At 61.9% G+C, this 23265-nt stretch carries 25 protein-coding genes; 24 read left to right on the plus strand and 1 reads right to left on the minus strand.

The features are described from left to right. The first annotated feature begins 12 nt into the window (after positions 1-12). The 22 genes from NMB39_RS08600 to NMB39_RS08705 all read left to right on the plus strand — a co-directional run bounded on the left by NMB39_RS08600 (position 13) and on the right by NMB39_RS08705 (position 18867). A complete protein-coding gene (locus NMB39_RS08600) occupies positions 13-1224 on the plus strand; it encodes a sensor histidine kinase (RefSeq protein ID WP_057023032.1) in 1212 nt (403 codons plus the stop codon). 7 nt (positions 1225-1231) lie between these two features. After that, positions 1232-2608: a sigma-54-dependent transcriptional regulator gene (locus NMB39_RS08605; protein WP_043049680.1), complete on the plus strand. Its 1377-nt coding sequence runs from the start codon at positions 1232-1234 to the stop codon at positions 2606-2608. A 130-nt stretch (positions 2609-2738) separates the two neighbouring features. After that, positions 2739-3068 (plus strand): flagellar hook-basal body complex protein FliE, encoded by a 330-nt coding sequence (gene fliE / locus NMB39_RS08610; protein WP_046071789.1) that lies wholly within the window; start codon positions 2739-2741, stop codon positions 3066-3068. Positions 3069-3084: 16 nt separating this feature from the next. Next, positions 3085-4863 carry a flagellar basal-body MS-ring/collar protein FliF gene (fliF, locus tag NMB39_RS08615; RefSeq protein WP_124356226.1) on the plus strand — a complete coding sequence of 593 codons (1779 nt, stop codon included), beginning with the start codon at positions 3085-3087 and terminating at the stop codon, positions 4861-4863. Then, positions 4856-5872 (plus strand): flagellar motor switch protein FliG, encoded by a 1017-nt coding sequence (gene fliG / locus NMB39_RS08620; RefSeq protein ID WP_003192957.1) that lies wholly within the window; start codon positions 4856-4858, stop codon positions 5870-5872. The genes fliF and fliG overlap by 8 nt, the downstream gene beginning before the upstream one ends. Positions 5873-5882: 10 nt before the next feature. Continuing rightward, entirely contained in the window at positions 5883-6647 is a 765-nt protein-coding gene (gene fliH, locus NMB39_RS08625; RefSeq protein ID WP_367236079.1) for a flagellar assembly protein FliH, read from the plus strand. Next, positions 6637-7995 carry a flagellar protein export ATPase FliI gene (gene fliI, locus NMB39_RS08630; protein WP_043049683.1) on the plus strand — a complete coding sequence of 453 codons (1359 nt, stop codon included), beginning with the start codon at positions 6637-6639 and terminating at the stop codon, positions 7993-7995. Before fliH ends, fliI begins: the two co-directional genes overlap by 11 nt. 3 nt (positions 7996-7998) lie before the next feature. Next, a complete protein-coding gene (fliJ, locus tag NMB39_RS08635; RefSeq protein ID WP_057023028.1) occupies positions 7999-8448 on the plus strand; it encodes a flagellar export protein FliJ in 450 nt (149 codons plus the stop codon). Positions 8449-8633: 185 nt separating this feature from the next. Then, a complete protein-coding gene (locus NMB39_RS08640) occupies positions 8634-8939 on the plus strand; it encodes an STAS domain-containing protein (protein WP_046071792.1) in 306 nt (101 codons plus the stop codon). After that, entirely contained in the window at positions 8936-10654 is a 1719-nt protein-coding gene (locus NMB39_RS08645) for a SpoIIE family protein phosphatase (protein ID WP_494339410.1), read from the plus strand. The genes NMB39_RS08640 and NMB39_RS08645 overlap by 4 nt, the downstream gene beginning before the upstream one ends. A 30-nt stretch (positions 10655-10684) precedes the next feature. Then, a complete protein-coding gene (locus NMB39_RS08650; protein ID WP_046071794.1) occupies positions 10685-11029 on the plus strand; it encodes an Hpt domain-containing protein in 345 nt (114 codons plus the stop codon). An 83-nt stretch (positions 11030-11112) separates the two neighbouring features. Beyond that, positions 11113-12414, plus strand: coding sequence for a flagellar hook-length control protein FliK (locus NMB39_RS08655; protein WP_494339409.1), 1302 nt, complete (start codon positions 11113-11115; stop codon positions 12412-12414). Positions 12415-12625: 211 nt separating this feature from the next. Beyond that, positions 12626-13129 carry a flagellar basal body-associated protein FliL gene (gene fliL, locus NMB39_RS08660; protein WP_043049689.1) on the plus strand — a complete coding sequence of 168 codons (504 nt, stop codon included), beginning with the start codon at positions 12626-12628 and terminating at the stop codon, positions 13127-13129. Positions 13130-13138: 9 nt separating this feature from the next. Further along, positions 13139-14107, plus strand: a complete 969-nt coding sequence (gene fliM / locus NMB39_RS08665) for a flagellar motor switch protein FliM (protein ID WP_057011782.1) — start codon at positions 13139-13141, stop codon at positions 14105-14107. Between the two features lie 42 nt (positions 14108-14149). After that, the gene (gene fliN, locus NMB39_RS08670; protein WP_043049691.1) at positions 14150-14617 is read left to right on the plus strand and encodes a flagellar motor switch protein FliN; all 468 of its coding nucleotides are present in this window, start codon (positions 14150-14152) and stop codon (positions 14615-14617) included. 1 nt (position 14618) lies between these two features. Further along, complete coding sequence (fliO, locus tag NMB39_RS08675; RefSeq protein ID WP_046071797.1) at positions 14619-15056, plus strand: flagellar biosynthetic protein FliO; 438 nt, start codon at positions 14619-14621, stop codon at positions 15054-15056. Continuing rightward, positions 15056-15799 (plus strand): flagellar type III secretion system pore protein FliP, encoded by a 744-nt coding sequence (gene fliP, locus NMB39_RS08680; protein WP_043049693.1) that lies wholly within the window; start codon positions 15056-15058, stop codon positions 15797-15799. The genes fliO and fliP overlap by 1 nt, the downstream gene beginning before the upstream one ends. Positions 15800-15817: 18 nt before the next feature. After that, positions 15818-16087, plus strand: coding sequence for a flagellar biosynthesis protein FliQ (fliQ, locus tag NMB39_RS08685; protein WP_003175300.1), 270 nt, complete (start codon positions 15818-15820; stop codon positions 16085-16087). Between the two features lie 4 nt (positions 16088-16091). After that, complete coding sequence (fliR, locus tag NMB39_RS08690; RefSeq protein WP_046071799.1) at positions 16092-16877, plus strand: flagellar biosynthetic protein FliR; 786 nt, start codon at positions 16092-16094, stop codon at positions 16875-16877. 3 nt (positions 16878-16880) lie between these two features. Then, a complete protein-coding gene (gene flhB, locus NMB39_RS08695) occupies positions 16881-18017 on the plus strand; it encodes a flagellar biosynthesis protein FlhB (protein WP_057011780.1) in 1137 nt (378 codons plus the stop codon). 100 nt (positions 18018-18117) lie between these two features. After that, a complete protein-coding gene (locus NMB39_RS08700) occupies positions 18118-18294 on the plus strand; it encodes a cold-shock protein (RefSeq protein WP_198719614.1) in 177 nt (58 codons plus the stop codon). A gap of 369 nt (positions 18295-18663) precedes the next feature. Beyond that, entirely contained in the window at positions 18664-18867 is a 204-nt protein-coding gene (locus tag NMB39_RS08705) for a cold-shock protein (RefSeq protein WP_057023161.1), read from the plus strand. 48 nt (positions 18868-18915) lie between these two features. Here the strand turns inward: NMB39_RS08705 and NMB39_RS08710 are convergent, their stop codons facing one another. After that, positions 18916-19170: a DUF6124 family protein gene (locus NMB39_RS08710; RefSeq protein WP_057023024.1), complete on the minus strand. Its 255-nt coding sequence runs from the start codon at positions 19168-19170 to the stop codon at positions 18916-18918. A gap of 575 nt (positions 19171-19745) precedes the next feature. Here NMB39_RS08710 and flhA point away from each other — a divergent pair. Then, entirely contained in the window at positions 19746-21860 is a 2115-nt protein-coding gene (gene flhA / locus NMB39_RS08715) for a flagellar biosynthesis protein FlhA (protein ID WP_043049699.1), read from the plus strand. Between the two features lie 11 nt (positions 21861-21871). Next, positions 21872-23188 (plus strand): flagellar biosynthesis GTPase FlhF, encoded by a 1317-nt coding sequence (gene flhF, locus NMB39_RS08720; protein ID WP_005790047.1) that lies wholly within the window; start codon positions 21872-21874, stop codon positions 23186-23188. Positions 23189-23265: the final 77 nt, after the last annotated feature.

The following is a 23265-nucleotide window of genomic DNA, read 5'->3' on the forward strand; positions in this document are numbered from 1 at the left end:
CGAGAGAGCATCATGCCCCACGCCGCCCAACTAGCTACGGCCCCTGCCATCCAGGGGCTGGTTTCGCCTGTAGAACCGCCGACCCGCCAGGGCCTGGAGCAAGCGTTCTCACAGTTCAGCCAGATGTCGAGCCAACTGACCGACTCCTACAGTCTGCTGGAAGCCCGGGTGTCCGAGCTTAAAGGCGAACTGGCGGTGGTCAGCGCCCAGCGCATGCAAGAGCTGGCCGAGAAAGAGCGCCTGGCCAACCGTCTGCAAAACCTGCTGGACCTGCTACCCGGTGGCGTGATCGTCATTGACGACCAGGGCCGCGTGCGCGAAGCCAACCCGGCCGCCTGCGACCTGCTCGGCCTGCCGCTTGAAGGCGAGCTGTGGCGTGAAGTCATCACCCGCTGCTTTGCGCCGCGTGAAGACGACGGCCATGAAGTCTCCCTCAAGGACGGGCGTCGCCTCTCTATCGCGACCCGCTCCTTGGACGCCGAGCCGGGCCAATTGGTGCTGCTCAACGACCTGACAGAAACCCGTCACCTGCAAGACCAGTTGGCCCGCCACGAACGCTTGTCGTCGCTGGGGCGAATGGTCGCGTCCTTGGCCCATCAGATCCGCACGCCGTTGTCGGCGGCGTTGATCTACGCCAGTCATTTGACTGATGAGCAATTGCCGGCCGCCACCCACCAACGCTTTGCCGGGCGCCTCAAGGAGCGCCTGCATGAATTGGAGCACCAGGTGCGCGACATGCTGGTGTTTGCCCGCGGCGAATTGCCGCTGACCGACCGCGTCACGCCTGCCGGCCTGATGCAGTCGCTGCAAGCGGCGGCGGCCACCCACGTCCAGGACGCCAACCTGCGTTGGCAGTGTGACAGCCACCAGGGCGAGTTGCTGTGCAACCGCGACACCCTGGTCGGCGCGCTGCTCAACCTGATCGAAAATGCCACCCAGGCCAGTGGCCCGGGCGCACGCCTGAAAGTGCACCTCTATACCCGTGAACAAACCTTGCGCCTGTGTATCAGTGACAGCGGCAGCGGCATCGAGCCGCAGGTGTTGCAACGCCTGGGCGAACCGTTTTTTACCACCAAGACCAACGGTACTGGCTTGGGCCTGACCGTGGTCAAGGCGGTGGCCCGGGCCCATCAGGGACAATTGCAGCTGCGTTCCCGCCTGGGGCGTGGCACCTGTGCATTGATGACCTTGCCGCTGTTTTCCAGTGCGGCAAGCGCGGAGTAAAAGGATTATGGCTATCAAGGTTTTATTGGTGGAAGACGATCGCGCCCTGCGTGAAGCATTGGCTGACACGCTGCTGTTGGCGGGCCATGACTACCGTGCGGTCGGCTCTGCCGAGGAAGCCTTGGAGGCGGTCGAGCAGGAAGCCTTCAGCCTGGTGGTCAGCGACGTCAACATGCCCGGCATGGACGGTCACCAGTTGCTCGGCCTGCTGCGCGCACGCCAGCCGCAGCTGCCGGTGCTGCTGATGACCGCCCACGGTGCCGTCGAGCGGGCGGTGGACGCCATGCGCCAGGGCGCGGCGGATTACCTGGTCAAGCCGTTCGAACCCAAGGCATTGATCGAGCTTGTGGCCCGACACGCCCTGGGTGTGATTTCAGCGGGTGAGGGCGATGGGCCGATTGCCTTTGAGCCGGCCAGCGCGCAATTGCTGGAATTGGCGGCGCGGGTAGCGCGCAGTGATTCCACCGTGCTGATTTCCGGCGAGTCCGGCACCGGTAAAGAAGTGCTGGCGCGTTACATTCACCAGCAATCCAGCCGTGCCAAGCAACCCTTCATTGCGATCAACTGCGCGGCGATCCCCGACAATATGCTTGAAGCCACCTTGTTCGGCCATGAAAAGGGCTCGTTCACCGGCGCCATCGCGGCCCAGGCCGGCAAGTTCGAACAGGCCGACGGCGGCACCATCCTGCTCGACGAGATCTCGGAAATGCCCCTGGGCCTGCAAGCCAAGTTGCTGCGTGTGTTGCAGGAGCGCGAAGTGGAGCGCGTGGGCGCACGCAAGCCGATCCAGCTGGATATCCGCGTGGTCGCCACCACTAACCGCGACCTGGCTGGCGAGGTAGCGGCGGGGCGCTTCCGTGAAGACCTGTTTTACCGGCTATCGGTGTTTCCGCTGGCCTGGCGCCCGTTGCGCGAACGCCCGGCGGATATCCTCCCGCTGGCCGAGCGCCTGCTGAACAACCACGTCAAAAAAATGAAGCACGCCCAGGCGCGGCTGTCGGCCGAGGCCCAGGCCTGCCTGGTCAGCTACCCATGGCCGGGTAACGTGCGCGAGCTGGACAACGCGATCCAGCGCGCGCTGATTTTGCAACAGGGGGGCCTGATCCAGCCCCAGGACTTCTGCCTGGCCATGGGCAATGGCGCGGCGCCGTTGCCGAGCCTGGCGCCGGCGCCGGTGGTTGCCGAGGCGGAATCGGCCGGTGCCCTGGGCGATGACCTGCGTCGCCGCGAATTCCAGATGATCATCGACACCCTGCGCGCCGAACGCGGCCGCCGCAAAGAAGCGGCCGAGCGCCTGGGCATCAGCCCGCGCACTTTGCGCTACAAGCTGGCGCAGATGCGCGACGCCGGAATGGACGTGGAAGCCTACCTTTTCGCCACCTGAAAAATGCTTCGGCTGACATGGTTTGTCGCCTTTTCTTACGAGTCGCCACGGACCTGGCACCCTTGTTGCTACCTCCCCTGTAAGAGCGGCGTAGCGTCAAAAAAATGCGGGTTGTCGGAGAGAGAAGTTCATGAGCCAGGGTATTGAGTTCAATCGGTTGATGTTGGATATGCGCGCCATGCAAATGGACGCCATGGCTCAGCCGAAATCCGTCGTGCCAGCACCGGAATTGGGCCAAAGCAGTTTTGCCGACATGCTCGGCCAGGCAATCAATAAAGTCAGTGATACCCAGCAGGCGTCCAGCCAGCTGGCCACTGCGTTCGAGATCGGTAAAAGCGGCGTGGACCTCACCGATGTGATGGTCGCCTCGCAGAAGGCCAGTGTGTCTTTCCAGGCCCTGACTCAAGTGCGTAACAAGCTGGTTCAGGCTTACCAAGACATCATGCAGATGCCGGTTTAAGGACGAGATTTAAGTCATGGCAGAAGCACTCTCCGACAACCTCCCCGCCAAGACAGACGGCAAACCGCCGCTTTTTGGCCTGTCGTTCCTGGAAAACCTCTCGGAAATGACCATGCTGCGTCAGGTAGGCCTGATGGTCGGCCTGGCGGCCAGCGTGGCGATCGGTTTTGCCGTGGTGTTGTGGTCGCAACAACCTGATTACCGCCCGCTGTACGGCAGCCTGGCGGGCATGGATTCCAAGCAGATCATGGAAACCCTTGCCGCCGCCGACATCGCCTACACCGTGGAGCCCAACTCCGGGGCGCTGCTGGTCAAGGCCGATGATGTGGCCCGTGCGCGGATGAAATTGGCTGCCGCTGGGGTGACACCGTCCGACAGCAATATCGGTTTTGAAATCCTCGACAAGGACCAGGGCCTGGGTACCAGCCAGTTCATGGAAGCCACCCGCTACCGTCGTGGCCTGGAAGGCGAACTGGCGCGCACCATCTCCAGCCTGAATAACGTCAAGGGTGCCCGTGTGCACCTGGCGATTCCGAAAAGCTCGGTGTTCGTGCGTGACGAACGCAAGCCCAGCGCCTCGGTACTGGTCGAACTGTTTTCCGGCCGCTCCCTGGAGCCTGGCCAGGTGCTGGCGATCGTCAACCTGGTGGCCACCAGCGTTCCGGAATTGAGCAAGTCGCAAATTACCGTGGTCGACCAGAAGGGCAACCTGCTCTCCGACATGGCGGAAAACTCGGCGCTGACCCAGGCCGGCAAGCAATTCGATTACAGCCGCCGCATGGAAAGCATGCTCACCCAGCGCGTGCACAACATCCTGCAACCGGTGCTGGGCAACGACCGCTACAAGGCGGAAGTGTCTGCCGACGTGGACTTCAGCGCCGTTGAGTCCACCTCCGAGCAGTTCAACCCTGACCAGCCGGCGCTGCGCAGCGAGCAGTCCACCAGCGAGCAGCGCACCGCCGCCAATGGCCCGCAAGGTGTGCCGGGGGCCTTGAGCAACCAGCCACCGTCGGCCGCCTCGGCACCGCAGACTACCGGTGGCGCCGCTGCCACTGCTGGCGCGATCCAGCCCGGCCAGCCGCTGCTGGATGCCAACGGCCAGCAGATCATGGACCCGGCCACCGGCCAGCCGATGCTTGCGCCATACCCGGCGGACAAGCGTAACCAGTCCACCAAGAACTTCGAACTCGACCGTTCCATCAGCCACACCAAGCAGCAGCAGGGCAAGATCAATCGCCTGTCGGTGTCGGTGGTGGTCGATGACCAGGTCAAGGTCAACGCCGCTGACGGTGCCGTCACCCGTGCACCCTGGACCGCCGACGAATTGGCGCGCTTCACGCGCCTGGTGCAGGACGCCGTCGGTTTCGACGCCAGCCGCGGTGACAGCGTCAGCGTGATCAACATGCCGTTCTCCGCCGAACGCAGTGAAGTGATCGCCGACCCTGCGTTCTACACCCAGCCGTGGTTCTGGGACATCGTCAAGCAAGTGCTGGGGGTGTTGTTCATCCTGGTGCTGGTGTTCGGCGTGCTGCGCCCGGTGCTCAACAACATCACCGGTGGGGGCAAGAAACAACTGGCGCCTTTTGCTGGAGGCGATGTCGAGTTGGGTGGCATGGGCGGCCTGGACGGCGAACTGGGCAACGACCGCGTCAGCCTCGGCGGCCCGCAAAGCATCCTGTTGCCAAGCCCGAGCGAAGGCTATGACGCTCAGTTGAACGCAATCAAGAGTCTGGTAGCAGAAGACCCGGGCCGTGTGGCTCAGGTCGTGAAAGAGTGGATTAACGCAGATGAATGATCGAGCCGCTGTGGCCAAGCTCTCCCGGGTCGACAAAGCCGCAGTCCTGCTGCTGTCCCTGGGTGAAACCGACGCCGCCCAAGTGCTGCGCCACATGGGCCCTAAAGAGGTCCAACGTGTAGGCGTGGCCATGGCGCAGATGCGCAATGTGCACCGCGAGCAAGTCGAGCAGGTGATGAGTGAGTTCGTCGAGATCGTCGGCGACCAGACCAGCCTGGGCGTCGGCTCCGACAGCTACATCCGCAAGATGCTCACCTCGGCCCTGGGCGAAGACAAGGCCAACGGCCTGATCGACCGCATCCTGCTGGGTGGCAACACCAGTGGCCTGGACAGCCTCAAATGGATGGAGCCGCGTGCGGTGGCTGACGTGATCCGCTACGAGCACCCGCAGATCCAGGCGATTGTGGTGGCTTACCTGGACCCGGACCAGGCCGGTGAAGTGCTCGGCCACTTCGACCATAAAGTGCGCCTGGACATCATCCTGCGCGTGTCGTCGCTGAACACCGTGCAGCCGGCGGCGCTGAAAGAACTCAATACGATTCTCGAGAAGCAATTCTCGGGTAACTCGAATGCCTCGCGCACCACCCTGGGTGGCATCAAGCGCGCGGCCGACATCATGAACTTCCTCGACAGCTCGGTCGAAGGCCAGTTGATGGACTCGATCCGCGAGATCGACGACACCCTGTCCGGCCAGATCGAAGACCTGATGTTCGTGTTCAACAACCTTGCCGATGTCGACGACCGTGGCATCCAGGCGTTGCTGCGCGAAGTGTCCTCCGACGTGCTGGTGCTGGCCCTCAAGGGTTCGGACGAAAACGTCAAGGAGAAGATCTTCAAGAACATGTCCAAGCGGGCCTCGGAACTGTTGCGCGACGACCTGGAAGCCAAAGGCCCGGTGCGCGTCAGCGACGTGGAAACCGCCCAGAAGGAAATCCTCACCATTGCCCGCCGTATGGCCGAAGCCGGAGAAATCGTTCTCGGCGGGAAGGGCGGCGAAGAAATGATCTAAGGCGCCTCCCATGTCGAACAAAGATGAGACGCCCAGCGATCTGATTCGCGCGCGGGATGTCGGTGGGTTCGACATCTGGTCGCTGCCCAGCTTCGATCCCCATGTGCCGCAGCCTGAGCCTGAACCGGTCGTAGAAACGCCGGTGGAGATGGAGGAGGTGCCGCTGGATGAAGTCCAGCCACTGACCCTCGACGAGTTGGAGGCCATCCGCCAGGAGGCCTACAACGAAGGCTTTGCCGCGGGCGAAAAAGACGGTTTTCGTAGCACCACCCTCAAGGTCCGCCAGGAAGCCGAGGCGGCGCTGGCCACCCAGCTGGCCAGCCTGGAACGCCTGATGGCCAACCTGTTCGACCCCATTGCCGAACAGGACACGCAGCTGGAAAAGTCCATGGTCGGCCTGGTGCAGCACATCACCCGCCAGGTGATCCAGCGCGAGTTGGTGCTGGATTCCAGCCAGATCGAAAGCGTGATGCGCGAAGCCCTCAAGCTGCTGCCCCTGGGTGTCGGCAATGTGCGGTTGTACATCAACCCGCAGGATTTCGAGCAGGTCAAAGCCCTGCGCGAGCGCCATGAAGAAACCTGGCGCATCGTCGAGGATGCCGCGTTGTTGCCCGGTGGTTGCCGCGTCGAGACCGAACACAGCCGCATCGATGCCACGGTGGAAACCCGCATCAGCCAGATCATGGCCAAATTATTGGACCAACTGCATGAGCAAGCCCTGCACCCGGCAGAGCCAGACTTGAGCGTTGACCTGGATGCCTCCGATGCGCCTTGATCGCACCAGTTTCGCCAAGCGCCTGGGCAGCTACGCCGAGGCGACCGAGTTGCCCGGCCAGCCGATCCTCGAAGGGCGCCTGTTGCGCATGGTCGGCCTGACCCTCGAAGCCGAGGGGTTGCGCGCCGCCATGGGCAGTCGCTGCATGGTGATCAACGACGACAGTTACCACCCGGTGCAGGTCGAAGCTGAAGTAATGGGCTTTTCCGGCAGCAAGATTTTCCTCATGCCGGTGGGCAGCCTCGCCGGCATCGCCCCCGGCGCCCGCGTGGTGCCCCTGGCCGATACCGGCCGCCTGCCCATGGGCATGGGCATGCTCGGCCGCGTACTTGACGGTGCCGGGCGCGCGCTGGATGGCAAGGGCGGCATGAAAGCCGAAGACTGGGTGCCCATGGACGGCCCCACCATCAACCCGCTCAAGCGCAACCCCATCAGCGTGCCGCTCGACGTGGGCATTCGCAGCATCAACGGTTTATTGACGGTCGGTCGCGGCCAGCGCCTGGGCCTGTTCGCCGGTACCGGCGTGGGTAAGTCGGTGTTGCTGGGCATGATGACGCGCTTTACCGAGGCCGACATCATTGTGGTGGGCTTGATCGGTGAGCGGGGGCGTGAGGTCAAGGAGTTCATCGAGCACAGTCTCGGTGAGGAAGGACTCAAGCGTTCGGTGGTAGTGGCCTCGCCTGCGGATGATGCGCCGCTGATGCGCCTGCGCGCCGCGATGTACTGCACCCGCATCGCTGAATATTTTCGCGACAAGGGCAAGAATGTCCTGTTGCTGATGGACTCGCTGACGCGTTTCGCCCAGGCCCAGCGGGAAATCGCCCTGGCCATCGGTGAACCGCCCGCTACCAAGGGCTACCCGCCGTCGGTATTCGCCAAGTTGCCCAAACTGGTGGAACGCGCTGGTAATGCCGAGGCCGGCGGTGGCTCGATCACGGCGTTCTATACGGTATTGTCTGAAGGCGACGACCAGCAGGACCCAATTGCTGACTCGGCGCGGGGCGTGCTCGACGGCCACATTGTGCTGTCGCGGCGGTTGGCGGAAGAGGGGCATTACCCAGCCATCGATATCGAAGCGTCCATCAGCCGGGTCATGCCGTCGGTGGTTACCCCTGAGCATATGGCCCGTGCCCAGCAGTTCAAGCAGCTGTGGTCGCGTTATCAGCAGAGCCGCGACCTGATCAGCGTCGGTGCCTATGTAGCCGGTGGCGACCGCGACACCGACCTGGCCATCGCCTTGCAGCCGCAACTGGTGACCTACCTGCGCCAGGGCCTTAACGACAAGATCAGCATGGCCGAAAGCCAGGCGCATCTGCAGTCCATCTTCGCCCCCGCGCCGGGCGGCTAAGCCATGGCCAACAGCCGCGCCGCACGCCTGGCCCCAGTGGTGGACATGGCCGAAAAGGCTGAGAAAGCCGCTGTGCAGCGCCTGGGTTATTTCCAGGGCCAGGTGCGCCTGGCGGAGAGCAAGCTGGGCGACCTGGAGCGCTTTCGCGTCGAATACCAGCAGCAATGGATCGATCGCGGCAGCAAAGGCGTGTCGGGCCAGTGGCTGATGGGTTACCAGGGCTTTCTCAACCAGCTTGAGACGGCTGTCGGCCAACAGCGCCAGAGCCTGGCCTGGCACCAGAACAACCTCGACAAGGCCCGCGAGGCCTGGCAAGCGGCGTTCGCCCGTGTGGAAGGGTTGCGCAAGCTGGTGCAGCGTTATATCGACGAAGCGCGGGCGATTGAAGACAAACGCGAGCAAAAGCTGCTCGATGAACTGTCCCAGCGCCTGCCCCGCCACGAACAGTTCTAGCTAACGACGCAGGGTAAATGTGGGAGGGGGCTTGCTCCCGATAGCGGTGTGTCAGCCAGCAAATCCATTGCTGACACATCGCTATCGGGAGCAAGCCCCCTCCCACATTTGATTCGATGTGTTGCTTGGATCCGGTTCGCCTGCTACACCTTGTTGCACAGTGCCCACGACAAGGAAGCAGTCACATGTCAATCGAGTCAGAAGTATCCCTGGATGGGAAGAAGTTGACGATCGCAATCAAGGGCCGGTTCGATTTCGGCAGCCATCAGGCGTTTCGGGAGGCCTACGAGCGGTTCTACAAGGTGCCCGAGACCTATATTGTCGATCTCAAGGAGACCACCTATATGGACAGTTCTGCCTTGGGCATGCTCCTGCTGCTACGTGATCATGCTGGCGGAGATGACGCCGAGGTTCGTGTGCTCAACAGCAACTCCGACGTGCGCAAGATCCTCGCCATCTCTAACTTCGACAAGCTGTTCGACATCAGTTGAGCGCCCTGGCCCCTGTCCTTGAGGCGCTGACCATCCTGATCGCCGAAGACAGCGCCGCCGACCGTCTGTTGCTGTCGACCATCATCCGTCGCCAGGGCCATCAGGTGTTGACTGCCAGTAATGGTGTCGAGGCGGTTGAGGTCTTTGCCCACGAGCGCCCGCAACTGGTGTTGATGGACGCGCTGATGCCGCTGATGGATGGCTTCGAAGCCGCCCGGCAGATCAAGCAACTGGCGGGGGAGGCGCTGGTGCCGATCATCTTCCTCACCTCGTTGCGTGAGAGCGAAGCCCTGGCCCAGTGCCTGGATGTCGGTGGCGACGACTTCCTGCCCAAACCCTACAACCCGCTGATCCTGGCGGCGAAGATCAACGCTATGGACCGCCTGCGGCGCCTGCAGGCCACGGTCCTGCAACAGCGTGACCTGATCGCCAGGCACCACGAACACCTGCTGCATGAGCAGCGGGCGGCCAAGGCGGTGTTCGACAAGGTTGCCCATTCCGGTTGTATTAACGCCGCACCGAATATCCGCTACCTGCAATCGCCCTATGCGCTGTTCAACGGTGACTTGCTGCTGGCGGCCTACACACCGTCCGGTGACATGCACATACTGCTCGGCGATTTCACCGGCCATGGCCTGCCGGCCGCCATCGGCGCCATGCCATTGGCCGAAGTGTTCTACGGCATGACCGCCAAGGGTTATGGCTTGACCCAGACGTTGCGAGAGATGAACGCCAAGCTCAAGCGTATCCTGCCGGTGGACATGTTCTGCTGCGCCACCTTGCTGTGCCTGAGCGCCCAGCGGCGGGCGGTGGAGGTGTGGAACGGCGGCATGCCCGAAGGCTATGTGCATGAAGTCGCCACCGGCCGGCGCACGCCGTTGATATCGCGACATCTGCCCTTGGGGGTGTTGTCGGTGGAGGCGTTCGATGACAGCACCGAGGTCTGGCCCATGGCCTTGGGCGACCGGGTGTTCCTGCTCTCCGATGGCGTGCTGGATACCGCTGACGCCAACGACCAGCTGTTCGGTGCCGCCCGCTTGCAACAGGTGTTCACCGCCAACCGCGAGCCCGACCGCCTGTTCGAGGACATCGAACAGGCCCTGGCAGCATTTCGCGGCCAGGCGCGGGACGATGTGAGCATGGTCGAGATCACTTTGCTGTCTGCTCCGCCGCTGCGTGTGGCTGAGCCGATGTATGCCGACAGCGGCCAGTCAAGCCCGCTGGACTGGTCGGTGAGTTTCGAGTTTCGCGCCCAGACTCTCAAAAACTACAACCCGCTGCCGTACTTGCTGCAACTGCTGCTGGAGGTCCACGGCCTGCGCGAGCAGAGCGGGGCGCTCTACAGCGTGATGGCCGAGTTGTATTCCAATGCCCTGGAGCATGGCGTGCTGGGCCTGGATTCAGCGCTCAAGCGCGATGCGCAGGGTTTTGCGCAGTATTATCGCCAGCGCAATGAGCGGCTGGCGCAATTGAATAGTGGCTATGTGCGCGTGCATGTACAGGTGGCGCCGACCGACCAGGGCGGCACTATGACCTTGCGGGTTGAAGACAGCGGGTCGGGTTTTGACGTAGAGAAGGAATTGGCGCGGCCGGTGGACGTCGACCGTCTGTCTGGCCGGGGCTTGAGTCTGGTGCGTCAATTGAGCAGCGCCGTACGCTGGTCCGATGGCGGGCGCAGCGTCTGCGTGGAATTTTGTTGGGAGGCTCTGGCATAATCCGCCGATTCTTGATCAAGGAGCGAGCAAGTGGCTGAGATTCATTTGGATCCCGACGTGTTGTCGGGTTTGCAGGACGTCATGGAGGGGGAGTATCCCAAACTGCTCGACACTTTCCTCGATGACTCGCAAAAGCGCATCGAAGCGCTGCGCAACGCGCGCGACGATGCCAAGGCGTTGGGACGGATTGCGCACAGTTTCAAAGGCAGCAGTGGCAACCTCGGGGCGGTGCGGCTGGCGCAGTTGTGTCAGCGGCTGGAGACGGAGTCCGTCAAGCCATCATCGGATCTGGGCGAATTGGTTGACCAGATCGATCATGAGTTCGCATTGGTCCGGCCGCTGTATGAATCGGAGCGCCAACGCTTCAGTTTCTGAATCATCGCGCTAAACCTGGCCCGACTCTTGCTCTATCTCCAAGAACTGCATCCCCGACCTTCATGCAGTGGAGACCCTTACTTATGCCAGTCGCTCCCAATTCGCTTCTACAGGCTGCCCCCGCGGCCAAGCCTCAAGCGCCTGTCGCCACCCCGGCGGTAGCGGTTGCGGCCCCGCGTGACAAGGGTGCTGGCTTTGCTCAAGTGTTTGCCAACCAAGGTCCCAAGCCGGCGCCGAAGGCCGGCGACAGCCCAGGCAAAGTTACACGTGACAAGCCTGCTGATATCAACGCCAAACCGGCCGCCGATAGCGACTTCCCTGCCGCCAGCAAACCAGCGGTTGCCGATAGCGGCAATTCCTTGCCTGCCAAGCCGCCGGCCAAGGCCGGCGACGGCGCTGGCAGCGACGGCGACAAAGCCACCGACCCGTCCCAGGCGCAACAGCCCCCGGTTGACCCGGTGGTCGATCCAGCGGTGATCGCTGCAATGACGCCGGTGCCTGTGCCCGTGCAAGCCTCGGCTCCCGCCGTGGCTGCCGAGGACGCGGCCCTGCCCGTCGCCGTGACCGATGAAGCCAAGCCGACGTCCTTCGACCCGGAGGCTGACCCCCTGGATGCGATGCCTGCTGTGCGCCTGGCGATGGAGCAGGGCGGCCACGTGTCGGCCAGCAGCCAGGCGGCGCAGAAAACTGCGATCCAGGATCAACCGACCGCCGCGCAGAGCTTTGCCGCCGGCCTGGCCACTATGGTCGATCAGCAAGCCACCAAGGACAGCACCGACCAGGGTGGCGACAATGCTTTCAGCGGGCTGATCGATGACGGCCTCAAGGACCTCAAGAACGCCAACAGCGACACCCGCGTGGATGATTTCGCCAACCGCCTGGCCGCGCTGACCCAGGCCGCCACGCCGAAAACCGCGAATGCCTTGCCGCCGGTCAACAATGCGCCGCTGGCCATGCACCAGAGCGGCTGGACCGAAGAAGTGGTCAACCGCGTGATGTACCTCTCCAGCGCCAACCTCAAGTCGGCGGAGATCCAGTTGCAGCCGGCCGAGCTGGGGCGCCTGGATATCAAGGTCAACATGACGGCGGACCAGCAGGCCCAGGTCAGCTTCATGAGCGGCCATGCGGTGGTGCGTGAAGCCCTGGAAAGCCAGTCCGGACGCTTGCGCGAAATGTTCACCCAGCAGGGTATGGGGCAGGTGGATGTGAATGTGTCCGACCAGTCCCGTGGACAGGAGCAGCAGCAACAGCAGGCCCAAACCCGTGGTGTGAGCGCTGGCGGCGGGCGCGGTGGCGACAGCGGCGGCCAGGTGGAGCTAGCTGAAGCCGTGGCGCCAGTGACCCAGACTGTCATCGGCTCCAGCGCCGTCGACTACTACGCCTGATTCAAGCCCTGTGAAGGTCAAAATATGGGAGGGGGCTTGCCCCCGATAGCGGTGTGTCAGCAATGGATTTGTTGACTGACACACTGCTATCGGGGGCAAGCCCCCTCCCACATTTGATTTGGGTTGCCTTCGCGCTAGACAACTCTGGCATAACACTTGCTCTTGCCTTCCCGTAGATCTATGAATCCCCGAATAGTGACGGATTATTGGCATGGCGAAGAGCGACGACGCAGCAACTCCCCCCGCAGCAGGCAAAGGCAAGCTCAAGCTGATCCTGTTGATTGTGCTGGGCCTGCTCCTGGCCATCGGTGCCTCGATTGGCGGCACCTGGTACATCATGCACAGCAGTGCAAGCAAGCCGGTGCCCGCCGCTGAAACCGCCACTAACGTCAAGCAACCGGCAATCTTCGAACAGATGCTTCCGGCGTTTGTTGCCAATTACAACGTCAACGGTCGTCAGCGCTACCTGCAGGTGAGCATTACCTTGCTGGCGCGCAACCAGGCGGACCTGGACGCCCTCAAGGTGCATATGCCGGTGATCCGTAACAATCTGGTGATGCTGTTCTCCGGGCAGGCCTTCGACAGCCTCGCCACCCCGGTCGGCCAGGAAATGCTGCGTCAGAAGGTCACTGCCAGCGTGCAGGAAGTGGCCCAGAAAGAACTCGGCAAAGTCGTGGTCGAGCAGGCGCTCTTCACTAACTTCGTATTGCAGTAGGATCACGACATGGCCGTGCAGGACCTGCTGTCCCAGGATGAAATCGACGCGCTGTTGCACGGCGTGGACGATGGTCTGGTACAGACCGAAATGTCTGCCGAACCCGGCAGCGTCAAAAGCTACGACCTGACCAGCCAGGATCGCATCGTCCGTGGACGCATGCCGACCCTGGAAATGATCAACGAACGCTTTGCCCGCTATACCCGCATCAGCATGTTCAACATGTTGCGCCGCTCGGCGGACGTGGCGGTGGGCGGCGTGCAGGTGATGAAGTTCGGTGAATACGTGCACTCGCTGTACGTGCCCACCAGCCTCAACCTGGTCAAGATCAAGCCGTTGCGCGGCACCGCGCTGTTCATCCTCGACGCCAAGCTGGTGTTCAAGCTGGTGGACAACTTCTTCGGTGGCGACGGCCGCCACGCCAAGATCGAAGGGCGTGAGTTCACCCCCACCGAACTGCGTGTAGTGCGCATGGTGCTGGAACAGGCCTTCATCGACTTGAAGGAAGCCTGGCAGGCGATCATGGAAGTCAATTTCGAGTACATCAACTCGGAAGTGAACCCGGCCATGGCTAACATCGTCGGCCCCAGCGAGGCGATTGTAGTGTCGACCTTCCACATCGAGCTCGATGGCGGTGGCGGTGACCTGCACGTGACCATGCCGTACTCGATGATCGAACCGGTGCGCGAGATGCTCGACGCCGGCTTCCAGTCCGACCTCGACGACCAGGACGAGCGCTGGGTCAAGGCCCTGCGCGAAGACCTGCTGGACGTCGACGTGCCCCTGAGCGCCACCGTGGCTCGTCGCCAGTTGCGCCTGCGGGATATTTTGCACATGCAACCGGGGGACATCATCCCCGTCGAACTGCCGGAAGAACTGATCATGCGCGCCAACGGCGTGCCGTCGTTCAAGGTCAAGCTCGGTTCCCACAAGGGCAACCTGGCGCTGCAGGTGGTCGAGCCGATCACCCGCCGCTGATGCACCCCTATTTATGAATGTTTGCTTCGCCGAGGACATGTAATGGCTACCGAACACGAAAACACTTCCGCCGAAGACCAGGCCCTGGCTGACGAGTGGGCTGCGGCCCTGGAAGAAACCGGCGATGTCGGCCAGGACGACATCGACGCGCTGCTGGCCGCCGACGCCGCCACCGCACCGGCTGGCAATCGCCTGGCGATGGAAGAATTCGGCAGCGTGCCGAAGAACAACGAGCCGGTGACCCTCGATGGCCCGAACCTGGATGTGATCCTCGACATCCCGGTATCGATCTCCATGGAAGTGGGCAGCACCGAAATCAACATCCGCAACCTGCTGCAACTCAACCAGGGCTCGGTGATCGAGCTCGACCGCCTGGCCGGTGAGCCTCTGGACGTGCTGGTCAACGGCACCCTGATCGCCCACGGCGAGGTGGTGGTGGTCAACGAGAAGTTCGGCATTCGCCTGACGGACGTGATCAGCCCGAGCGAACGCATCAAGAAGTTGCGCTGAGATGAAGTATTCGATGGCGGGACTGTTGCTGGCGCTGCCATTGAGCGCCCTGGCGGCGGAGCCGGTTGCCCAGGCGGCTGCGGCGCCGGTGGTCGGCAGTGGTGTCGGCGGGCAATTGACCCAGCTGGTGCTGGGCCTGTTGCTGGTGGTCGGCTTGATATTCGTGCTGGCCTGGCTGATGCGCCGCGTACAGGGCATCGGCCCGGGCAATGCCCAGGTCATCGAGCTGGTTGGCTCGCGCGCTCTCGGCCCACGGGATCGCCTGGTGCTGGTGCAGGTTGGCGAGGAGCAGATCCTGCTCGGTATCACTCCCGGCCGCATTACCCCGCTGCATGTACTCAAGACACCGGTGAACGTGGATCAGTCCCAGCCGGCCACGCCAGAATTCGCCCAGCGCCTGATGGAGTTGCTGGGCAAGGATCAGAAGGATAAGAAGTAATGCGCGTTTTCTTGACGCTCATGCTGTTGCTGGCCGCGCCGATGGCCCTGGGGGCCGACCCGTTGTCGATCCCGGCGATCACCCTGGGTACCAACGCGGCCGGTGCCCAGGAGTATTCGGTCAGCCTGCAGATCCTGCTGATCATGACCGCGCTGAGCTTTATCCCGGCGTTTGTCATGCTGATGACCAGCTTCACGCGGATCATCATCGTCTTCTCGATCCTGCGCCAGGCCCTGGGCCTGCAGCAGACGCCGTCGAACCAGATCCTCACCGGTATGGCCTTGTTCCTGACGCTGTTCATCATGGCGCCGGTGTTCGACAAGGTGAACCAGCAAGCCCTGCAACCTTACCTCGCGGAAAAGCTCAACGCTCAGGACGCCATCGACAAGGCCCAGGGCCCGATCAAGGACTTCATGCTGTCGCAAACCCGCTCCAGCGACCTTGAGCTGTTCATGCGCCTGTCCAAGCGCACCGACATCGCCACCCCGGACCAGGCGCCGCTGACCATCCTGGTGCCGGCGTTCGTCACGTCTGAATTGAAGACTGCGTTCCAGATAGGTTTCATGATCTTTATCCCGTTCCTGATCATCGACCTGGTGGTGGCGAGCGTGCTGATGGCCATGGGTATGATGATGCTGTCGCCGCTGATCATCTCGCTGCCGTTCAAGATCATGCTGTTTGTGCTGGTGGACGGCTGGGCGCTGATTATCGGCACCCTGGCCGGCAGTTTCGGAGGCGTGTGATTTGTTAGGTGAAGCAGCATGACCCCAGAAGTCGCCGTCGACCTGTTCCGTGAAGCGCTGTGGCTGACCACCATGATGGTCGCCGTGCTGGTGGTGCCGAGCCTGTTGGTAGGCCTGTTGGTGGCGATGTTCCAGGCCGCCACCCAGATCAACGAACAGACCCTGAGCTTTCTGCCGCGCCTGCTGGTGATGCTGGTCACCCTGATCGTCGCCGGCCCGTGGCTGGTGCAAACCTTTATGGAATACATCCTGCAGCTGTACGGCAGTATTCCGCAGTTGATCGGCTGACCTGATGCAGTCGTTGCTGGCCCTCACCGACACCCAGATCAGCACCTGGGTGGCCTCGTTCATCCTGCCGCTGTTTCGCGTGGCGGCGGTGCTGATGAGCATGCCGGTGTTCGGTACTACCCTGGTGCCGCAGCGTGTGCGGCTGTATTTCGCCGTGGCGATCACAGTGGTGATCGTTCCTGGCCTGCCGCCGATGCCGCCGGTCAACGCCCTGGACCTCAGTGCCTTGATGCTGATTGCCGAACAGATCCTGATCGGCGCGCTGCTGGGGTTCTCCCTGCAACTGTTCTTCCAGGCGTTCGTGATCGCCGGGCAGATCATCTCGATCCAGATGGGCATGGGCTTCGCCTCGATGGTCGACCCCACCAACGGTGTGTCGGTGGCGGTGATCGGGCAATTCCTGACCATGCTGGTGACCTTGCTGTTCCTGGCCATGAATGGCCATCTGGTGGCATTCGAAGTGCTCACCGAGAGCTTCACCACCTTGCCGGTGGGCTCGGGGCTGGTAGTCAATCATTTCTGGGAGCTGGTGGGACGCCTCAGCTGGGTGCTGGGCGCCTCGTTGTTGCTGGTGCTACCGGCGATCACCGCACTGTTGGTGGTCAACATTGCGTTCGGCGTGATGACCCGTGCGGCGCCGCAACTGAACATCTTCTCGATCGGTTTCCCCTTGACCCTGGTGCTGGGCATGGGGATTTTCTGGGTCGGCCTGGCTGACATTCTCAATCAGTATCAACCGCTGGCCACCGACGCCTTGCAGTTCTTACGTGATCTGGCACGGGCGCGCTGAGCCATGGCCGAGAGCGAGAGTGGTCAGGACAAGACAGAAGACCCCACGGAGAAACGTAAAAAGGACTCCAGGGAAAAGGGCGAGATTGCACGCTCCAAAGAGCTCAATACCTTCGCCACCATGATGGCCGGCGCCGGTGCTTTGCTGATCTACGGCGGTGGCCTGGCGCTGGACCTGATGGAGCTGATGAAGCACAACTTCAGCCTGCCCCGCGAGGTACTGCTCAGCCCCGGCGCCATGGGCCAATACCTGCTGCATTCGGGCCAGATCGCGATCCTGGCCGTCCAACCGATCCTGATCACCCTGTTACTCGCCGCGCTGATCGGCCCGGTGGCACTCGGCGGCTGGTTGTTCGCCGCCGGCAGCATGGCGCCCAAATTCAGCCGCATGAACCCCGGCGCCGGGCTCAAGCGCATGTTTTCCGCCAAGGCCCTGGTGGAGCTGCTCAAGGCCCTGGCCAAGTTCATCCTGATTCTGTTCGTGGCCCTGGCCGTCCTGTCGTCCGACATCGATGACTTGCAGCGCATCGCCCATGAGCCGCTCGAATCCGCGATCATCCATAGCGTGCAAGTGGTGGGCTGGAGTTCCCTGTGGATGGCCCTGGGGCTGATCCTCATTGCCGCGGTGGATGCGCCGATCCAGCTGTGGGAAAGCCACAAGAAACTGCTGATGACCAAGCAGGAAGTGCGCGACGAACACAAGGACCAGGAAGGCCGCCCCGAGGTCAAGCAACGCATCCGCCAACTGCAGCGCGAGATGTCCCAGCGCAAGATGATGGCCTCGGTGCCCGACGCCGACGTGATCATCACCAACCCGACCCACTACGCCGTGGCCCTCAAGTACGACCCCGAGAAGGGTGGTGCGCCAATGTTGCTGGCCAAGGGCAGCGACTTTACCGCGCTGAAAATCCGCGAAATCGCCGTGGCCAACGACATCCTGCTGCTGGAATCCCCGGCGCTGGCGCGGTCGATCTTCTACTCCACCGACCTCGACCAGGAAATCCCGGCCGGGTTGTACCTGGCGGTGGCCCAGGTGCTGGCGTACGTCTACCAGATCCGCCAATACCGCGCCGGCAAGGGCAAGCGCCCGGACCCGCTCAAAGACCTGCCGATCCCGCCGGATTTACGTCGCGACACTTGATGCCTCTCTGACCTGTCAACTTTGACAGTAGCCATGACGCCGCCTTCACTGTTTGATACAGCGATGAGGCGCGCAGCCATGCGCGTCTCGGGAGGCACAGATGGATAAGGGCACGGTCAGGTGGTTCGACGCGGTCAAGGGCATTGGCTTTATTGCCCGAGACCGTGATGGCAATGAGGTTGCTGTTGAGTCCAAAGGCGCTAAGAACGCTGAAGCTCCGCCCGCCGCGCCCAAGCGACGAAAACCCCGCAAGCGGAAAAAACCACTGGATACATGATTCGACGGTTCTAGCACCCATCGGCTGCTTGCGTCTACCTGTCAACTTTGACAGTAGCCAAAGGGCGCGTGCCGTTGTTTAGTACAGATCAGGCACTTCGCGCATGTAGTAAACCGGATGCAGGGGAGAGCGGCATTGAAGCTGGCTACAGGTACTGTCAAATCCTATGAGTTGGCCCGGGGAGAGTGGTTGATTGCGTTGGATGATGAGGAAGAATGCGTATTCGTCGATTGGAGCGATTGGCATTGGGCTGCGCTATCGATTGGTGAGCAGATAATGTTTCAGATGATCAATAAACCTAAGGGCGTTTATGCGCTTCCTGTCGGCGCAAGCGTGCAGGGCGGGTCTATAGGTGTAAGGAGAAGGGCAATGGCAACGGGTACTGTGAAGTGGTTTAACGTGGAGAAGGGCTTTGGTTTTATTACCCTGGATGATGGAGGGGCGGATGTTTTTGCCCATTACTCGGCAATTCAGTCGAATGGATACAAAAGTCTGGAAGAAAACCAAAGAGTTGAGTTTGATATAGCACAAGGACCAAAAGGTCTGCAGGCCGAGAATATACGGCCTCTTTGAAGGCTCAAATGTGGGAGGGGGTAAGCCCCCTCCCACATGTGGAACGTGTTATCCGCTGCTGGCCGCGCTCGTCAGTGCTGCGCCAGCGTGCACACGATCAGCCAGTAATTGCGCCAGTTCTATCAACTGCGCAACGCCGAGCAACTCCTCTCGTTTAGGGCCTTCCAGGTCAAATGCCAGGTCGCAGCTCAGGGCATTGGCCGAAGCGAGTGTTTCACTGAGGTTGACCAGCAGGTCTTCGGTGCTGATGCCGTCGGCTACGGTAAACAGCCGGATGGGGGGATTTGGGGTGGGTTTGATCATTTTGACGTTCCTAGAAAAGTGGAGCCGCCACTGATCGCCGCGACGCGATGGAGGGTGGCAGCTGTACGCAGGTTCGCGGACCGGTCTAGGAACAACCCGGCATACCCGAAGGTATCCCGCGCACAGCCGCCATAGCGCCGCACAGTAGACGATAAAAAACCGCTTACTGAAAGGGAGATGGTGCTTTTGTTCCGTAGTAAACCGGGCCGCGACGCCCGACCGCTGCGTTTGCAGCGGTGTACGGAGACTAGAGAGCCGGTTTCCTAGGGGCAACCCCAAATCCTTGTCAGAAATTTCCTCGGTAGCCCCGGCTGTACACAGATCAAATGTGGGAGGGGGCTTGCTCCCGATAGCGGTGAATCAGCCAAACATCAGTGCCTGATACACCGCTATCGGGAGCAAGCCCCCTCCCACATTTGGATTGATTTACACCCGGTGGCCCGGGGTGTTTGCGAGGTTCTCCGGGCCCAAAAGCAAAGTTGGAAGGCTTCTTGCAATACCGCCTTCAAGTCGCCCTTCAGCGTCAAAACTTTGCTTCAAGGACACGAGGAATACCGGTGGTAGATCGCTCTCAAATGCTCAACACGGCCCGTGGCACCCTGACTGATCTGTCGCGGGGCAATCTGGGTGTGCCGTTGTTGTTGCTGGTAATGCTGGCAATGATGATGTTGCCGATGCCACCGTTCCTGCTCGACGTGTTCTTCACTTTCAACATTGCCCTGTCTGTCGTGGTCCTGCTCGTCTGCGTGTACGCGCTGCGGCCGCTGGATTTCGCGGTATTCCCCACCATCCTGCTGATTGCGACCCTGCTGCGCCTGGCGCTGAACGTGGCGTCGACGCGGGTGGTGATGCTCCACGGCCAGGACGGCCACGCCGCCGCCGGTAAGGTGATCCAGGCCTTTGGTGAGGTGGTGATCGGCGGTAACTACGTAGTGGGTATCGTGGTGTTCGCGATCCTGATGATCATCAACTTCGTGGTGGTGACCAAGGGCGCCGGGCGGATTTCTGAGGTGAGCGCACGCTTTACCCTCGATGCGATGCCCGGCAAGCAGATGGCCATCGACGCCGACCTCAACGCCGGCCTGATCGACCAGAACCAGGCCAAGACCCGCCGCCTGGAAGTGGCCCAGGAGGCCGAGTTCTACGGCTCGATGGACGGTGCGAGCAAATTCGTGCGCGGTGACGCCATCGCCGGCCTGTTGATTCTGTTTATCAACCTGATCGGCGGTATTGCAGTCGGCATCTTCCAGCATGGCATGACCTTCGGCGATGCCGGCAAGGTCTACGCCTTGCTGACCATCGGTGACGGTTTAGTGGCGCAATTGCCATCACTGTTGTTATCCACAGCGGCGGCCATCATGGTGACCCGTGCTTCGGGCTCCGAAGACATGGGCAAGCAGATCAGCCGGCAGATGTTCGCGTCGCCCAAGGCCTTGGCCGTGGCGGCGGGCATCATGGCGATCATGGGCATCGTGCCGGGCATGCCCCACGTGTCGTTCCTGACCATGGCCGCCTTGGCCGGTGGCGGTGCCTACCTGTTCTGGAAAAAACAGAACCAGGTCAAGGTCCAGGCCCTGCAGGAGGTTGCACGCCAACAGGAACTGCTGCCATCCCCAGCCCGCGCCCAGGAAACCAAGGAGTTGGGTTGGGACGACGTGACCCCGATCGACATGATCGGCCTGGAAGTCGGCTACCGCCTGATCCCGCTGGTGGACCGCAACCAAGGCGGGCAATTGCTGGCGCGGATCAAGGGCGTGCGCAAGAAGCTGTCCCAGGACCTGGGCTTTTTGATGCCCACCGTGCATATCCGCGACAACCTCGACCTGGCCCCCAGTGCCTACCGGCTGACCCTGATGGGTGTGATCCTGGCCGAAGCCGAGATCTACCCGGACCGCGAACTGGCGATCAACCCCGGCCAGGTGTTCGGTACCCTCAACGGCATCACCGCCAAAGATCCGGCTTTTGGCCTGGAAGCGGTGTGGATCGAAGTCAGCCAGCGCAGCCAGGCGCAGTCCCTGGGTTATACCGTGGTCGATGCCAGTACGGTGGTCGCCACCCACCTCAACCAGATTCTCTACAAGCACTCCCACGAGCTGATCGGCCATGAGGAAGTCCAGCAATTGATGGGCCTGCTGGCCAAGTCGTCGCCGAAACTGGCCGAAGAGCTGGTGCCGGGCGTGCTGACGCTGTCGCAATTGCTCAAGGTGTTGCAGGCGCTGCTGGCCGAACAGGTGCCGGTGCGCGACATTCGCAGCATTGCCGAGGCCATCGCCAACAATGCCGCCAAGAGTCAAGATACTGCCGCGCTGGTGGCGGCGGTGCGCGTCGGATTGTCCCGTGCAATCGTGCAAAGCATTGTAGGCATTGAGTCCGAGCTGCCTGTTATCACCTTGGAGCCAAGGTTGGAACAAATATTGCTCAATAGTATTCAGAAGGCCGGTCAGGGCCAGGAAGAAGGTGTTTTGCTGGAGCCAAGCATGGCTGAAAAGCTGCAGCGTTCGTTGATCGATGCCGCGCAGCGCCAGGAAATGCAGGGCAACCCGGTCATTCTTTTGGTGGCCGGTCCGGTTCGGGCGATGTTGTCGCGGTTTGGACGCTTGGCTGTACCGAATTTGCACGTGTTGGCTTACCAGGAAATTCCTGACAATAAGCAAGTGACTATCGTCGCGACAGTAGGGCCCAATGGCTGAGGTAGTGGGTTATGCAAGTTAAGCGTTTTTTCGCCGCCGATATGCGTCAGGCCATGAAACTGGTCCGTGATGAGCTGGGCGCCGACGCCGCGATTATCGGTAACCGTCGGATTGCCGGCGGTGTCGAGCTGACGGCTGCGCTGGATTACACGCCCCAGGCCCTGGCCCCGCGTGTGCCGAACATGGAGCTCGAAGACGAGCTGCGCAAGACTGCCTCGCGCATTGTGTCGGCCCAGGCTGAACTGAGCATGCGTGGCGACAGCGACGCCAGCACCAATCGCCAATTGTTCGCCGGCCTGCCGTTGACGGCTGCCGAGCCGCTGGTAGAACCGACGTTCGTCGAGCCACCGCGTCCAGCTGCGCCAGCCCCGGCCGCCGCTGTCGACCAACGTGTGTTCGACTCGATGCGCTTTGAACTCAACGGCCTGCGCGAATTGCTCGAAGTGCAGCTGGGCTCGCTGGCCTGGACGCAACTGCAAGGCAGCAAGCCGCAACAGGCCAACCTCTGGCGTCGCCTGCAACGCATCGGCCTGTCCGGCCCGTTGTCCCGCGATTTGCTGGCCTTGACCGCCGAAGTCGAAGAACCCCGCCAGGCCTGGCGCATGCTGCTGGCGCACTTGGCACGCATGATCGCTACGCCGGAAATCGAACCTCTGGAAGAGGGCGGTGTGATTGCCATGGTCGGCCCCGCCGGCATGGGCAAGACCACCACCCTGGCCAAGCTGGCCGCCCGTTATGTGCTCAAGTACGGCGCACAGAATATCGCTCTGGTGAGCATGGACAGCTACCGCATCGGCGCCCAGGAGCAGCTCAAGACCCTGGGGCGCATCCTCAATGTGCCGGTGACCCACGTCGACCCGGGCCAGTCCCTGGCCAATGCCCTCGACCCGCTGCTGCGCAAGCGCGTGGTGCTGATCGATACCGCCGGCCTGCAAGCCAGCGATCCGGCGCTGCGCATGCAACTCGAAAGCCTGGCCGGGCGTGGCATCAAGTCGAAAAATTACCTGGTGCTTGCAACCACCAGCCAGAAACAGGTTCTTACCGCTGCTTACCACAGTTACAAGCGTTGCGGCCTGGCCGGTTGCATCCTCACCAAGCTCGATGAAACTGCGAGCCTGGGCGAAGTGTTGAGCCTGGCCATCAGCCATGAATTACCGGTCGCCTACCTGACCGACGGGCCGCGGATCCCGGATGATCTGCATCTGCCGCGCCGTCATCAGTTGGTCAGCCGTGCCGTAAGTGTGCAAATGCAAGAAGAGCCTAGCGAGGAAGCGATGGCCGATATGTTCGCCGACCTTTACCACCACCCGGCTAAACGGGTCGGTTAAGGCAGGATGAACACCGTGAAATGTACCTACATCGATGGTCTGCAAGCGATTCACGCGGCCAAGCCATGTAGCCTGCG

This window comes from Pseudomonas sp. FBCC-B545, assembly GCF_059134095.1.